General features: G+C 66.7%; 11 protein-coding genes and 1 pseudogene. 5 read left to right on the top strand and 7 right to left on the bottom strand.

Going from position 1 to position 14,585, the window contains the following annotated elements:
- Positions 1-80: 80 nt before the first annotated feature.
- On the bottom strand, positions 81-1,025 hold the full coding sequence (gene dapD / locus ABIA65_RS08165; RefSeq protein ID WP_354523207.1) for a 2,3,4,5-tetrahydropyridine-2,6-dicarboxylate N-succinyltransferase: 945 nt from the start codon (positions 1,023-1,025) through the stop codon (positions 81-83).
- A 34-nt stretch (positions 1,026-1,059) separates the two neighbouring features.
- Between dapD and dapE the strand changes: the two genes are divergently transcribed.
- Together dapE and ABIA65_RS08155 are read left to right on the top strand one after the other, a co-directional pair.
- Positions 1,060-2,127 (top strand): succinyl-diaminopimelate desuccinylase, encoded by a 1,068-nt coding sequence (dapE, locus tag ABIA65_RS08160; protein WP_354523206.1) that lies wholly within the window; start codon positions 1,060-1,062, stop codon positions 2,125-2,127.
- 159 nt (positions 2,128-2,286) lie between these two features.
- Entirely contained in the window at positions 2,287-3,900 is a 1,614-nt protein-coding gene (locus tag ABIA65_RS08155) for an ABC-F family ATP-binding cassette domain-containing protein (RefSeq protein WP_354523205.1), read from the top strand.
- Here ABIA65_RS08155 and ABIA65_RS08150 read toward each other — a convergent pair.
- The 4 genes from ABIA65_RS08150 to ABIA65_RS08135 all read right to left on the bottom strand — a co-directional run bounded on the left by ABIA65_RS08150 (position 3,889) and on the right by ABIA65_RS08135 (position 8,967).
- The gene (locus ABIA65_RS08150; protein ID WP_354523204.1) at positions 3,889-4,728 is read right to left on the bottom strand and encodes a type VII secretion target; all 840 of its coding nucleotides are present in this window, start codon (positions 4,726-4,728) and stop codon (positions 3,889-3,891) included. The two genes, ABIA65_RS08155 and ABIA65_RS08150, sit on opposite strands and share 12 nt — an antisense overlap.
- A 97-nt stretch (positions 4,729-4,825) precedes the next feature.
- Entirely contained in the window at positions 4,826-5,764 is a 939-nt protein-coding gene (locus ABIA65_RS08145) for a hypothetical protein (protein ID WP_354523203.1), read from the bottom strand.
- Between the two features lie 4 nt (positions 5,765-5,768).
- Positions 5,769-6,494 (bottom strand): hypothetical protein, encoded by a 726-nt coding sequence (locus ABIA65_RS08140; protein ID WP_354523202.1) that lies wholly within the window; start codon positions 6,492-6,494, stop codon positions 5,769-5,771.
- 193 nt (positions 6,495-6,687) lie between these two features.
- Entirely contained in the window at positions 6,688-8,967 is a 2,280-nt protein-coding gene (locus ABIA65_RS08135) for a TPR repeat domain-containing protein (protein ID WP_354523201.1), read from the bottom strand.
- 127 nt (positions 8,968-9,094) lie between these two features.
- Here ABIA65_RS08135 and ABIA65_RS08130 point away from each other — a divergent pair, with 127 nt between their 5' ends.
- Positions 9,095-9,313 (top strand): hypothetical protein, encoded by a 219-nt coding sequence (locus tag ABIA65_RS08130; protein WP_354523200.1) that lies wholly within the window; start codon positions 9,095-9,097, stop codon positions 9,311-9,313.
- 4 nt (positions 9,314-9,317) lie between these two features.
- Here the strand turns inward: ABIA65_RS08130 and ABIA65_RS08125 are convergent.
- Positions 9,318-10,550 (bottom strand): annotated as a pseudogene (locus ABIA65_RS08125) (AAA family ATPase); the annotation flags it as partial.
- Between the two features lie 159 nt (positions 10,551-10,709).
- Here ABIA65_RS08125 and log point away from each other — a divergent pair.
- Positions 10,710-11,300 (top strand): cytokinin riboside 5'-monophosphate phosphoribohydrolase, encoded by a 591-nt coding sequence (gene log, locus ABIA65_RS08120; RefSeq protein ID WP_241403799.1) that lies wholly within the window; start codon positions 10,710-10,712, stop codon positions 11,298-11,300.
- Between the two features lie 33 nt (positions 11,301-11,333).
- Positions 11,334-13,145 carry a long-chain-acyl-CoA synthetase FadD6 gene (fadD6, locus tag ABIA65_RS08115; protein ID WP_354523199.1) on the top strand — a complete coding sequence of 604 codons (1,812 nt, stop codon included), beginning with the start codon at positions 11,334-11,336 and terminating at the stop codon, positions 13,143-13,145.
- Here the strand turns inward: fadD6 and gdhA are convergent, their stop codons facing one another.
- Positions 13,146-14,495, bottom strand: a complete 1,350-nt coding sequence (gdhA, locus tag ABIA65_RS08110; protein WP_354523198.1) for an NADP-specific glutamate dehydrogenase — start codon at positions 14,493-14,495, stop codon at positions 13,146-13,148. It abuts the gene before it with no gap.
- Between the last annotated feature and the right edge of the window lie 90 nt (positions 14,496-14,585).

Genomic DNA, 14,585 nt, shown 5'->3' with positions numbered 1-14,585 from the left:
GCCGCCCAACGTGAACTAGATGGCGAAGAATTCGCGAGATTTGGCGAACTAGTTCACGTTCGCGGTGAGAAATCCCGATCTCAGTTGGCGTGCAGGGCCTCGTTGAGGGTGATGCCCGTGCCGTCGCGCTTGACGACCTCGACAGCGCCGGATAGCGAATTACGGCGGAACAGAAGGTTGTTCGCCCCTGACAGCTCGATCGCCTTGATGGTCTCGCCGTCACCAGCGGTGACCTTGGTTCCACCGGTGACGTAGAGCCCGGCTTCGATCACGCAGTCGTCGCCGAGCGAGATGCCGAGCCCGGAGTTGGCACCCAGCAGGCATCGTTTGCCAACGGAGATGACTTCCTTGCCGCCGCCGGACAGTGTGCCCATGATGGACGCGCCGCCACCGACGTCGGATCCGTCGTCGACGACGACACCCGCCGAGATCCGGCCCTCGACCATCGACGTGCCCAGCGTTCCGGCATTGAAGTTCACGAAACCCTCGTGCATGACCGTGGTGCCCTCGGCGAGATGCGCGCCAAGGCGGACCCGGTCGGCGTCGGCGATCCGCACGCCCTTGGGCAGCACGTAGTCGACCATGCGGGGGAACTTGTCCACGCCGTACACCGCGACGGCGCCACGCTTGCGCAGCCGCGCGCGGGTCTCTTCGAAGCCATCGACGGCGCACGGCCCGTGGCTCGTCCACACGACATTGGCCAGCAGGCCGAAGATGCCGTCCATGTTGGCGCCGTGCGGCTTGACCAGGCGGTGCGACAACAGGTGCAGGCGCAGGTAGGCGTCGTAGGCGTCGACGGGCTTGTCGTCCAGCGACGCGATCGTGGTGCGGACGAGGACGACCTCGACGTCACGCTCCGCATCGCGTCCCGCCAGCGTGGCTAGGTCCTCGGAGACCTCTGCCACCGACAGACGATTAGTGCCCGACGGACCGTCCACGCCGAGTTCGGGGGCGGGAAACCACGTGTCGAGGACAGTTCCGTCTGCGGCGATGGTGGCCACGCCCAAGCCTGATGCTGAAGTCACGGTGCTAGAGGTTACTGGACTAACCTCGGTGATCGTGGTCCTGGATTTACGAGCCGATCCGATCGCGCTGACGGCAGCGCTGGTGGACATCCCCAGCGAGTCGCGGCACGAACAGCGCATCGCCGATGAGATCGAGGCCGCGCTGCGCGCGCAGGCCCCAGGCTTCGAGGTCATCCGCAACGGCGATGCCGTGCTGGCCCGCACCAACCTAGGGCGGCCGTCGCGCGTGCTTCTGGCCGGCCACACCGACACCGTGCCCGCCGCCGACAACCTGCCGAGTCGCCTCGTCGACGGCGTCCTGCACGGCTGCGGCACATCCGACATGAAGTCCGGCGACGCGGTGTTTCTGCACCTCGCGGCGACCGTGGTCGAACCCGCGCATGACATCACGCTGGTGATGTATGACTGCGAGGAGATCGAGTCGTCGGCCAACGGGCTGGGTCGCATCGAACGCGAGCTTCCCGAATGGCTCGCCGCCGACGTCGCGATCCTCGGCGAGCCCTCAGGTGGCTACATCGAGGCGGGCTGTCAGGGCACCATCCGCGTCATCGTCGGTGCCACCGGGACCCGGGCGCACTCCGCGCGATCGTGGCTGGGCGACAACGCGATTCACAAGTTGGGCGCGGTTATGCAGCGGCTGTCGGACTATCAGCCGCGCGACGTCGACATCGACGGGTGTACGTACCGCGAGGGCCTGTCGGCGGTTCGTGTCGACGGCGGTATCGCGGGCAACGTCATTCCCGACGCCGCGGCGCTGACGGTGAACTTCCGATTCGCCCCTGACCGCACCGTCGACGCCGCGGTGGAGCACGTGCACCGGGTGTTCGACGGCCTCGACGTCACGTTCGAGGTGACTGACGCCGCGGCCGGTGCGCTTCCTGGGCTGACCAAACCCGCTGCCGCGGCGCTGGTGGCGGCTGCCGGGGGTCAGGTGCGGGCCAAGTACGGCTGGACCGATGTGGCACGGTTCGCCGCGCTCGGGATCCCCGCGGTCAACTACGGTCCGGGTGACCCGAACCTGGCGCACCGCGTCGACGAGCACGTCGATACCGCGCAGATCACCGCGACCACGGAGACGCTGCGGAAATATCTGCTTGCGTGACGTCGTTACGATGGGTCGAGTACGCGTAGTCGATCTGCGCGCTGTCGATTGAGGTGGGCCGCAATCTTGCTGGGAGACGACATCTCCGGATAACCCGGAGCACGTCCTGAGTCGCCCCTCCCTGCCCGTTTCACGGGCACTCATCGAGAGATCTCCCACATGTCTTCCATCGTTGTCTCCAATCTGTCCTTCGCGTGGCCCGATGACACCGCGGTGTTCTCCGGCCTGTCATTCACCGTGCCCGAGGGCCGAACCGGCCTGATCGCACCCAACGGCGCAGGCAAGAGCACCCTGCTGCGCCTCATCGCGGGGGAGTACACCCCCACCGAAGGGGCCGTCACCGTCGACGGGCTGCTCGGCTATCTACCGCAGTCGCTGCCCTTTGACGGGCACCTCACCGTGGCCGACGCACTGGGCGTCACACCGGTGATCGACGCCCTCGACGCGCTGGCGGCCGGCGACTCGTCGGAGGCCGTGTTCACCGCGATCGGCGACGACTGGGACATCGAGGAGCGCTCGCGTGCGCAGCTCGCGCGGCTCGGTCTGGGGGATGTCGCGCTGGACCGCCGGCTCGGCACGCTCAGCGGTGGCGAGGTGATCTCCGTGGGGTTGGCCGCACGACTGCTGACACGCCCCGACGTGCTCCTGCTCGACGAGCCGACCAACAACCTCGACCTCGACGCGCGGCACCGGCTGTACGACGCGCTCGACGACTTCGGCGGCACGCTTCTGCTGGTGAGTCACGATCGGGTGCTGCTCGACCGGGTGGACCGCATCGCCGAGCTGCGCGGTGGTGAAATCCGTTATCACGGAGGGAACTTCAGCTCCTTCACCGAGGCACTCGAGGCCGCGCAGGCGGCGGCTGCGGCGGATGTGCGCAACACCGAACAACTCCTCAAGCGGGAGAAACGGCAGATGCAGCAGGCCCGGGAACGCGCCGCGAAGCGGTCGAGCACCGCCGCCCGCAACCTGAAGGACGCGGGGCTGCCGAAGATCGTGGCGGGCAAGCTCAAGCGGGACGCGCAGGAGTCCGCGGCCCGCGCCGACGACGTGCACGCCAAGCGCGTCGAGGACGCCCGCCAACGCCTCGACGAGGCCGAACGCGCGGTCCGTGACGACGACGCGATCGTGCTGGATCTGCCCAACACCGAGGTGCCCGCAGGCCGCACGGTCGTCGCCATGCGGTCCGTCCGGTTCAGTCACGGCGGTCGAGAGCTGTTCGCGGACAGCGGTATCGACCTGGACATCCGCGGTCCGGAACGCATCGCGCTGACCGGGGGTAATGGGGTGGGTAAGTCCACGCTGCTGCGGATTCTCAGCGGGGATCTGCCTCTCGCGGATGGTGATGTGCAACGGGCCGATGGTCGGATCGCCTATCTGTCGCAGCGGCTGGATCTGCTTGACCCCGAGCGCACGGTCGCGCAGAGCCTGGCGTCGTCCGCGCCGAGCCTGAGCCATACCCGTCGCATGCATCTGTTGGCGCAGTTCCTGTTTCGCGGGGACCGCATTCACCTACCGGTGTCGGCGCTTTCGGGTGGCGAACGGTTGCGTGCGACCCTGATGTGCGTGCTCTACGCCGAGCCCGCGCCACAGCTGCTGCTGCTCGACGAGCCGACCAACAACCTCGACCTCGTCAGCGTGGCGCAACTGGAGTCGGCGTTGAACTCATACCGTGGAGCGTTGCTGGTCGTGAGCCACGACGAAGCGTTCCTCGACGCGATCGGCGTCGACCGCCGGTTGGTACTCGCCGAGGGGCAGTTGTCAGAGCGGTGACTGCTGCGGGCGGGTCTGCGCGGGTTGTGGTGGAGAACTCTCAACGGGTGCACGCCCCGCCGAGTCGGAGCCCTGCTGGGCGTCTGTCGCGGATGCCTGCGGGGGAGACGCGTTGTCGTCCTTGGGCTTTGAGTCCTGCGGGCTCTTGTCCTCGTCGAGGGGCTCGCCGTCGGGTTTCGGTTCGTCGGCCGATGGGTCGCCGGTAGCCGCTCCGGCTGCGCCACCTGCGGCGCCGGCCGCCGCCCCGGTGGCGGCCTGCACGATGCCCTGCACACCCTGCATGACCTGCTGGGGGAGTTGTTGCAGGCCCTGTGCGAGCCCCTGCAGAGGCTGGGTGACCGATTGGGCGGCCTGGCCGATCTGCTGGCCGATCTGGCCGACCATCTGACCCGCCATGTCGCCGCCGGCCTGACCGCCGCCCGCCGCCCCCGCGGGGCTCCCGCCTGATGCTGCACCACTGGCGCCGCCGGTAGCGGCACCGCCGCCGCCAGAACCGGAACCGGACTGTCCGGACAGGGCATCGGCTGCGGCCTTGAGCTTGTCGGCGCTGGCCATGTCACCCTGGGCGTACATCTGCTGCGCCTTGCCCAGCAGCTCCGCGATGGTGTCGCTGGAAGTCTTCGTGGTCTGGATCGTGCCCATACGGCTCTGCGAGACGCCATCGAGGGCGCTGTTGACGCTGAATGCGATGTTGCCGAACGACGCGGCGACATCGGCGGCCTGCGGCGCGCCTGCGCCGGTCAGCTGCGCGAGCCCGCCCGCGACTTGGGTGTGGATATCGGACAGCGGCGATAGGCCGGTGTCGCCGAGATAGAATTCGCCCGCCATCGTTGATCCTCCCCGTGGTGCTGGCTGCCCATAAGTCTATGGGCGTGGTGGGTGGTCGGTGGACGGTAATTCTGCGCGGTCTGCCCAGATGGCTGACTCACTGTGTCTCGGCCGGCCAGCCGGGAACAGGTTCGCCGTGTGGTGGTGGGCCGTCGTGGAACCCGGTCGCCATAGCTGTGCGGGCCGCTGCGTCATCGGGCATAGCGTCCTCGCACTGCTGTCGGACCTCGGGGGTGTCGATGTGCTCGCCCTGCCCCGACGGACCCCATAGGGCCGTACCGGCTCCCGTGATGAACCACCGGCCAAAAACGTCATCTACTGGCGCGGGCATCGGCCCGAGTTGCTGGGCAGTCGGTGGAGCGGGGGCGTTTGCGACTCGTGGGTCATTTTCGGTGAGTTCGACACGCCAGACCTGGATTTCGTCTCGATCGCCGTAGGTCAATTGCCCGGTCTGCTCATCGGCGGCGGTCGAGAAGAACTTCTGTGGGTCGTCATCGGCTGTGCGGTACACAGAGTAGGCGCCGACACAGACGGTGGCTCGATACCCGTCGCCCTGAGGAATGAGACTGAGGACGTGGGTTGGCTGATAGCCGTAGACCTGCCGTTCAACGTACGTCCATCCGTTCGCCTCGTACTCGGCCCGCGTCTGCGGGCGGATGTACTCAAGTTGAAAGAGTTCACCCGCGTTTGCGACGGGACCTTGATTCTCCGGCGTGGAGCGCATGAACCCCGGATAGACGACCGACGGGTCACCGCCCGCGAACGCAGCAAGCCGTGTCGATTCGAGGTATGCCCGGAGCGGAACGGCGGGACCGGAATTGAGGTCGATCCCGGGTGCTGCCGACCAGTGGAACCGGAAGTCGTTCGCCACAGCCGGCCAGTTCGGAAACAGAGGCGCGGGCAACGCGGACGTTGGCGCCGTCGTTGGTGATGCTTGCTCGCTTGGGGTGTCGCAGGCGGAGGCGAACACCATGGCGATCGCCAGTATTAACGCGCCGGCCGAGGCATGCCGGTACTTGAGCACATCGCGAGACACCGCTCTACCCGTTCGCGGCGGGCCAGCCGGGTATTGGCTCCCCATGCGGTGGCGGCGCGTTGTGGAAGCCCGTGGCCATCGCCATGCGGGCCGCCGCGTCGTCGGGCATCGCGTCCTCGCACTGCTGGCGGACTTCGGGAGTGTCGATGCGCTCGGTCTCGCCGAGAGGACCCCACAAACCAGAACTGTTCCCCGTGATGAACCATCGTCCGAAGACGTTGTCCACGGGGGCGGGTAGAGGACCGTTCTGGGGGATTCCGGGCGCTGTAGGCGCGCTGCCGGCCCGTGGATCGTTCTCGGTCAACTCGACGCGCCAGATCTCGATACTTCGCCCATCCCCGTCCATAAGTTGCCCAGTGCCGGGATCTGCGATGGTCGAGAAGTACTTGTCTTGGTCGTCGTCAGCGGTGCGGTACACCGAGTAGAGGCCGACGCAGACCGTGGCGCGATAGCCATCGCCCTGCGGCAAGAGGTTCAGGACATAGGTTGGCTGGTAACCGTAGACCGGACGCTCGACGTACTTCCAGCCGTTCGCCTCATGCTCTGCCCGGGTCTGAGGCCGGATGTCTCGCAGCTGCAGGAGGCTGCCCGGTTCCGTCAGGGGGCCTGTGCTCTCCGGCGTGGCTCGCATGAACCCCGGATAGACGACCGACAGATTGCCACCTGCGAATCCCGCGAGGCGGTAGGACTCAACGTAGGCCCTGAGTGCCACGGCCGGTCCCGCCTCCAAGTCGACTCCTGGTGTGGCCGTCCAGTGGAATCGGAACTCGTTCGCTTCTGCGGGCCAGTTCGGAAACAACGGCGCTCGCAATGCCGCCGTCGTCGACGTCGTTGGCGGAGTGGCTTGCTCGCTTGTGGTGTCGCAGGCGGAAGTGAACGTCGTTGCCATCACCAGGCCCAGCGCGTAGGCCCAAGTGCGCCCATTACCTGAGCGCATCGCGGTACGCGTCCTCGTACTTCGTCAGCGGACCAGTCACAGCACTGCCAATTCCGTTGAAGTAGCCATCAAGGTAACGCTGGTAGTCCGCCCGCCTACGGTCGTACACGTTATCGGTGGGAACGTCGAGTTGAGCGTCACCGTGCAGATAGTCCTTCATCTGTTCAATCTGAGCCGGATCGCCAAGACTGTGCTCCATAAACGCCGACGCCAGCGCCGATTTCATGACAAGCGAACTTTCAATCGGGGCTTGGCCCGGTTCGTAGGATCCTGGAGGGGGACCAAGGATCGCCTCCTTCATTAGTGCGGACTGAATGGTCAAGGCGTCACCTGCGAAAGGCACGGTGCCTGCGATGTCCTTCACTAGGTCGTAATTGCTGACCATCCGGTTGTACGCGATCTCTCTCGTCTTCGAGGCATCGGATTCGACGTCAGACACAGCCATGAACGCGCCCTGATCAGTGATCCCCTTCAGCCGCCCCGCGGCCTCGATGGCGGCTGAATCGCCGGATTGCCCGTTGCTTTCGATGACGGAGTTGGCGTACTCGTTGATGAAGGCCCCCTGAACGGAGGCTGACCGCGTGTCCAGAATCCTGGCCGCGTCCGAATCTGTTCCCAACACCCCGAATACGTTGGTGGCGTGGGGATACGACAGATCTGAATCGCCGTCAATTGACTTCCATCCCGAGGAGCCGTCGAGGTCACGGCCCGCCATCTCATCGACGTACGGGCTCATGGATTGCGCAAGGCTCTGAGTCAGTTCGGGATTCATCTGGCCCAGCGACATGTTTGGCTGACTACCGGTGCTGTTGTTCATCAGGATGTCCTTGTTGGCGGGGTCACCGAGGTAATCCGCTATCGCACTTGCCGTTTGGCCCGCCCGCTCGTTCACAGCCGGGTCGAGCGAGTAGGCGTCTCGCGAGATCCAATCCGTCAGCGTGCTCGCCGACTGACCGTTGTCCTGCCATTCGTGGGTCAACACGTCCTGCATGAAGTCCTTGTCGGAAGTGAACATGTCGTGGTTGACGACGGTGTCACGGCCAGCCGTGTCGAAGACCCGCTCCACGACCTCATCGCCCCAGTGTTCTTGAGACCTGCCATCCGGGCTTTCCTGAGAAGCCAGCCAGTCCTTGGCATTTGACATCATCTCGCGATCCAGCGCGGTGCCCTGCTGGAACCTCGGATCGCCATCGCCGACGATGTCGGCCAGATTCTTCATGCCGTCGGCCGCCCTGGTCCGTTCGGCGCCCTCCCAGTCCACCGGTCCGGAACCCGGATATCCGGGCCGGGGATCAGGCGGCCCGTCGAAGTCGGATCGCATGTTCAGCGTGTCCTGGACACCTCTTGGTAGCGCTCCGGTGTCGCCGGGAAGCACCCCGTCATTCGGCAGCGGGCCGCCGGGGGTCGACGGGACGACCTGCGGTCCGTCGCCATCGTGTCTGGGGTACTCCACATTCGGATTGCTCATGACCTGCATCGCGTTGGTCAGGACGTCCTTGTTCTCGCCAAGTCGCTCGCGTGCGGCGTTCACGTCGTTCATCGACATGTCCGACATCTGGGCCTGCATCTGACCGACGAGTTCTGCCTGCACCGGGTCCAGCGGGTGAGCGGTGCTGTTCGGGCCCAGCTGGTCGTTGTCGATTCCGTTCAGGATCTCGTCGACCTTGGCAGCGGCCTCCTGGTCGCCGGCGAGGGTCTTGCGAGCCAGTTCCTCCATGTCCTCGGGCCGGAGATCCTTGTCGTCTTCGCCGAGGACACCTTGAACGTCGCCCTCGCCCTCTCGTGGCGCGAACTTCTGATCGTTGAGCGCTTGATACTCGCCGCCGATGCCCTTGATGGCACCGCCGATCCGGTTCAACTCCGCGTTCGACGTCGTAATGATCTCGGTGACCTGGCCGAGGCCGTTCTTGACGATCGGCATCAGCATCTGTTCGCGGGTCTTTCCCGCGGGCACCGACGCCGCGGCGTCGAGCACCCACTGCCGGACCGTGTCGAGGTTCTGGCGGCCTGTCGACACGACCTGGGCCGATTCGGTCACCTTGGCGCTCAGCCGCTGGTCCAGCGACGCCAGCTCGCCGAAGACCTTGCCGTGGTTGGTGTTCGCCGTGTCATACGCGCTCGCCGCGGTGCCGGTCCACCGCGAGCCGGGTGCGGCCGATTCCACCGTCGTCTGCATCTGGCGCAAGGACCCGCTCTGGTCGAACGACTCACCGGTCTGAGGTGTGCCCTGCCCGAACGTCTCTCGCGCCTTCGACCAGGTCGACATGAACCCGTCCAGCACGCCCACAGCACACCCCCCACGGAAAGAAAAGCACAGTCCGAGGCCAATCCTAAGCTGCACCGGCTACCCGTTGACGCAGCAATTGCGAGATCACCGGACTACGCTCGGCCCGATGTGGCCGACTATCGCGAAGATCGTGCTCATCGCATTCCTCGTGCTCGCCGCCGTCGTCATTGTCGCGGTGTTCATTCGCAACTCGCGTGCCAAGGGGTTTCCGACGCAGGAGTCCTCCAGTCACTTCAACCAGGCCAGGGGCGCCATGCCGCCGATGCCGAAACCCGGCTGGGTCGACGACGAGGCACCGCGCGACACCGGACCCGACGGCCGCTGAGGCGTCAGGCCCGCGCAGCCTCGGCCTGTCTCGTCGCGTCGGTCGCGATGCCCATCATCCCGATCTCCGTGAAAGACGCTGCCGCCGTGTCCATCCCAGATGCGTCGCGGGCTGTGAAGGACCGCGCGTAGTCCAGTGCCAACCGGCCGACGACGCATTCGAGGCCGAGCCGCGCGATCCCATCGGCGGCTCTGATGTCACCGAAGCGCACCGCATCGAGCAGCGCGCGTAGCGCGACGGCGGACTGTCCGCCGCGTTCGGCGGCGCGGGCCGCCTCCCGCGCCGCGTTGACGGCTCCTGGCGCGTCCCGGCGTGCCGCCGACGTCCACGCCCTGGCCAGCGAGAGCTCGGGTGCGAACAGCATCGACTTGAGACCGTGGCGGGCCTCGGCGCGCGCCAGCACCCGGCCGGCGTCGGCGGTGCGGCCCACCTGACCGAGCCCCTGCGCCAACAACATCCACGCCAGCGGACCCCACGAGTAACCCGTCGGCGCGAGCGACGCGGCGGCCCGCTCGAGCAGGTCGACCGCCGCGCTGGGGTCGCCCCGCCAGATCAGCACGTCGGCGACGAGCAACTGGCCGATCGCGTGGCCGGGCTGTCCCGGCTCGGTGGCCTCGGCGAGTTCAGTTGCCAGCGCGTGCGCTCGGTCCAGGGCTCCGGACATCACCAAGGCGGTGGTCTGCCCGAATCCGCTGGTGAATCGCAGCAAGCCGGGGTGGCCGGCGCCGATGGCCCGCATCGCGAGGTCATCGACGCCGGTGAAGGAGCCCATCCGGGCGTTGCACAGGGCGGCAGCGGCCGCGGCCCAACCGATCGCCTGGTCGTCGGAGTCCGGTGAGGCCAGCACCGCATGCGCAATCTCCATGGCGCGCTGCGGGCTTCCCGCGTTCATCGCGAACGTGCCCAACAGTGCGTCGACGGTCGCTCCGGCCGGCCCGGACGTCACGCGGCCCCGGGTGGTGCGCAGGAACGCCGTGGCGCGTTCGGGTTCGTCGAGCATCCAGAATTGGTTGGCCGCCCGCGGCAGCGCCCACGCCATCAGATCGGCCTCAGCCAGTGTCGACGGGTCCACGTCGTCGAGCACCGCGGCGGCTTCGCGACCCAGGCCCTGCCATGCCAGTGCCTGGGCGAGGACTAGGCGCGCACCCAGGGAGTCGTCATCGGCGAGCGCTGCGCGCCCCATCTGCACGGCCGCCTCGAGATCGCCCCGGCCCAGCGCATCCGATGCCGCCGCGATTCGATCGAGCACCGCCGAAGTGTATGGCCGCGGACCGCGGGCACACCGGGAAATCCGGACCTTACCCACACGCCGAAACTGCAAGGAGATCGCATTTCCGGTCGAATTCGCGATCTCCCCGCAGTCTCGGCGGCGGAGGAGGAACGGTAGTTTGCACCCGTGCCTCTAGATCGCAGCAATACCGACCGGGCGACCGACAACGCAGACCCCAGCTGGGCGGTCTGCGTGTACTGCGCCTCCGGACCACGGCACCCCGAACTCCTGGCCCTGGCCACGCACGTCGGGGCCGCCATCGCCGAGCGCGGGTGGACGCTGGTGTCCGGCGGCGGCAACGTGTCGGCGATGGGCGCGCTGGCAGGTGCTGCCCGGTCCCGCAACGGCCGCACCGTCGGCGTCATCCCGAAGGTGCTCGTCCATCGCGAGGTGGCCGACGTGGACGCCGACGAACTCGTCGTCACCGACACGATGCGTGAGCGCAAGCAGGTAATGGAGGACCGCGCCGATGCGTTCATCGTGCTGCCCGGCGGAATCGGGACGCTCGAGGAGTTCTTCGAGGCATGGACCGCCGGCTACCTCGGCATGCACGAGAAGCCCTTGGTGATGCTCGATCCCTTCGACCACTACACGGGCCTGCTGACCTGGGTCCGCGGGCTGGCCGAGAGTGGGTACGTGTCCCCGGTGGCACTGGATCGGCTCATCGTGGTCGACGAGGTCGATGCGGCGCTGGACGCATGTGCCCCGCAGGGCTGACCCTTTTGACCCGCGCGGATAGTGTTGATTGTCATGAGCGCCTCGAGGCAGGACAGCGGCCAAGACACTTCGGGAACCCGTAGCAGCGTCGGCCTGCTCGACATCGCGCCGCGCATCCCCGGGTTTCTGATGGATGCGCCCGCCATCGTGCGGGGCGCGATCACCGGCCTCATGGCTCGCCCGACGGCGAAGACGTCGATTGGCAAGGTGTTTCAGGACCGCGCCGCCCGATACGCCAACAACGTGTTCATCCGGTTCGAGGACCAGGAGATCACCTACCGCGAGGCCAACGAGACCGTCAACCGTTACGCCGCGGTGCTGGCGGCCCGCGGTGTCGGACACGGTGACGTCGTGGGCGTGATGCTGCGCAACTCGCCGCAGTCGGTGCTGCTGATGCTCGCCGTCGTCAAGTGCGGTGCGGTCGCAGGCATGCTCAACTACCACCAGCGCGGCAAGGTGCTCGCGCACAGCTTCGGTCTGCTGCAGGCCGCCGCCGTCGTCGCCGAGACCGATCTCATCGAGCCGATCACCGAGTGCGGCGCCGAGCCCGCGGGTCTGATGACCGTCGAGGAACTGGAGCAGCTCGCGGAGACCGCGCCGAGCACCAACCCGGCCGCCACCGCCGCGGTACTGGCCAAGGACAAGGCGTTCTACATCTTCACCTCCGGCACCACCGGAATGCCGAAGGCCAGCGTCATGACCCACTACCGCTGGCTGCGTGCGCTCGCCGGATTCGGTGGCCTTGGCATGCGGCTCACCAGTGACGACACGCTGTACTGCTGCCTGCCGCTCTATCACAACAATGCGTTGACGGTGGCGACGTCGTCGGTGCTCAACGCGGGCGCCACGCTGGCGCTGGGCAAGTCCTTCTCCGCGTCGAGGTTCTGGGACGAGGTCATCCGCTACGACGCCACCGCGTTCGTCTACATCGGCGAGATCTGCGGGTACCTGCTGAACCAGCCGCCCAAGCCCACCGACCGCCAACACCGGGTGCGCGTCATCTGCGGCAACGGGCTGCGCCCGGCCATCTGGGACGAGTTCACCAAGCGATTCGGCATTCCGCGGGTGTGCGAGTTCTACGCCGCCAGCGAGGGCAACACCGCCTTCATGAACGTGTTCAACATCGACAAGACCACCGGCATCTGCCCGTCGCCCATCGCCTTCGTCGAGTACGACGGTGACACCGGTGAACCCCTGCGCGGTGACGACGGCCGGGTCCGCAAGGTCAAGAGCGGCGAGCCGGGCCTGCTGTTGAGCAAGGTCAGCAGTCTGCAGCCGTTCGACGGTTACACCGACAAGTCGGCCAGCGAGAAGAAGTTGGTGCGCAACGCCTTCAAGGACGGCGACGTGTGGTTCAACACGGGCGACCTGATGCGCTCACAGGGGTTCGGCCACGCCGCGTTCACCGACCGCCTCGGTGACACCTTCCGCTGGAAGGGCGAGAACGTCGCCACCACGGAGGTCGAGGCGGCGGTGTCGCTCGACGAGCAGGTCGAGGAGGCCACGGTGTTCGGCGTGGAGGTGGAGGGTGCCGGTGGACGTGCCGGCATGGTTGCCATCCAGCTCAAGGACGGTCAGGAGTTCGACGGCAAGGCGCTCGCGAAGGCCGCCTACGCCCACCTACCCGGATACGCGGTGCCGCTGTTCGCACGGGTCGTCGGCGAACTCGCACACACCTCGACGTTCAAGAGCCAGAAGGTCGACCTGCGCAAGCAGGGTTACGGCGCCGGCCCAGAGGCGCTTGAGGATCCGATCTACGTGCTCGCCGGCCGCGATGAGGGTTATGTGCCGTTCTACGACGAGTACCCGGCCGAGGTCGTCGACGGCAAGCGCCCCAAGAACTAGTTAGATGACGCCCTGGGCGAGCATCGCGTCGGCCACCTGGATGAACCCGGCGATATTGGCTCCGGCGACGTAATCGCCTGGCTGGTCGTACTGGTCGGCGGTGGTCAGACAGCGCTCGTGGATGCGACTCATGATCTCGGCCAGTCGGGCCTCGGTCTCGTCGAACGTCCACGAGTCGCGCGAGGCGTTCTGCTGCATCTCCAATGCGCTGGTGGCCACGCCGCCGGCATTCGCGGCCTTACCCGGCGCGAACGTCACGCCGGAGGTGGCGAACACCTTGACCGCCTCCTGCGTGCAGGGCATGTTCGCGCCCTCGGCGACGATCAGGCAGCCCGAGCGCACCAGCTGTGCCGCATCGTCACCATCGAGTTCGTTCTGCGTCGCACAGGGCACCGCGATATCGCACGGCACGTCCCACACCCGGCCGGTGTCGACGAACCGAGCCTGACCACCGCGAAGCTGCGCGTAGTCCGCGATCCTGCCGCGCTGCGTCTCCTTGATGTCCTTGAGCAGCTGGAGGTCGATGCCCTTCTCGTCGACGACGTAACCGCTGGAGTCGGAGCAGGCGATGACCGAGCCGCCGAGCTGATGAACCTTCTCGATGGCGTAGATCGCGACATTGCCGGAGCCCGACACGATGACCTGCTTGCCGTCGAAGGACTGCCCCCGCGCCTTCAGGATCTCGTCGATGAAGAAGACGGTGCCGTAGCCGGTGGCCTCGGTGCGCACCTGCGACCCGCCCCAGGACAGGCCCTTGCCGGTCAACGTGCCCGACTCGTAGCGGTTGGTGATGCGCTTGTACTGACCGAACAGATACCCGATCTCGCGGGTGCCGACGCCGATATCGCCGGCGGGCACGTCGGTGTACTCGCCGATGTGCCGGTACAGCTCGGTCATGAACGACTGGCAGAAGCGCATGACCTCGCCGTCGGAGCGGCCCTTCGGATCGAAGTCGGCTCCACCCTTGGCTCCACCGATCGGCATCCCGGTCAGTGAGTTCTTGAAGATCTGCTCGAAGCCCAGGAACTTGACGATGCCCAGGTAGACCGACGGATGGAAGCGCAAGCCACCCTTGAACGGGCCGAGCGCGGAGTTGAACTCGACGCGGAAGCCGCGGTTGATCTGAACCGAACCACTGTCGTCGACCCAGGGGACCCGGAAGATGATCTGTCGCTCCGGCTCGCAGAGTCGGTGGATCACGGCCGAGTCGACGTACTCCGGGTGCTTGGAGAGAATCGGGCCCAGGCTCTGCAGGACTTCGTGAACGGCCTGGTGGAACTCGGTCTCGCCCGGATTCCGTCGTGCTACTTCCTCATAGATCCGGCCGACGTGGTCGTGTAGGTCAGGCATCTGGCTCCGTATCAGGGAAGGGGCGCATGTCGGCGCCACAGTTGGAACCACTGTATGGCGGGTGTATTGCCGCGACGAAATCAGTCGAGT

It is taken from the genome of Mycolicibacterium sp. 624 (assembly GCF_040548615.1).
GTDB lineage: Bacteria > Actinomycetota > Actinomycetes > Mycobacteriales > Mycobacteriaceae > Mycobacterium.
The sequence above is the reverse complement of the archived record's forward strand: the minus strand, read 5'-3'. Positions and strand labels throughout refer to the sequence as shown.

Bases quoted from the DNA above. Each gene is read 5' to 3' on its own strand.
- ABIA65_RS08155 (WP_354523205.1), top strand. From the start codon at position 2,287: ATGTCTTCCATCGTTGTCTCCAATCTGTCCTTCGCGTGGCCCGATGAC.
- ABIA65_RS08150 (WP_354523204.1), bottom strand. From the start codon at position 4,728: ATGGCGGGCGAATTCTATCTCGGCGACACCGGCCTATCGCCGCTGTCC.
- ABIA65_RS08135 (WP_354523201.1), bottom strand. From the start codon at position 8,967: ATGTCGACCTGGTCGAAGGCGCGAGAGACGTTCGGGCAGGGCACACCT.
- ABIA65_RS08130 (WP_354523200.1), top strand. From the start codon at position 9,095: ATGTGGCCGACTATCGCGAAGATCGTGCTCATCGCATTCCTCGTGCTC.
- fadD6 (WP_354523199.1), top strand. From the start codon at position 11,334: ATGAGCGCCTCGAGGCAGGACAGCGGCCAAGACACTTCGGGAACCCGT.
- gdhA (WP_354523198.1), bottom strand. From the start codon at position 14,495: ATGCCTGACCTACACGACCACGTCGGCCGGATCTATGAGGAAGTAGCA.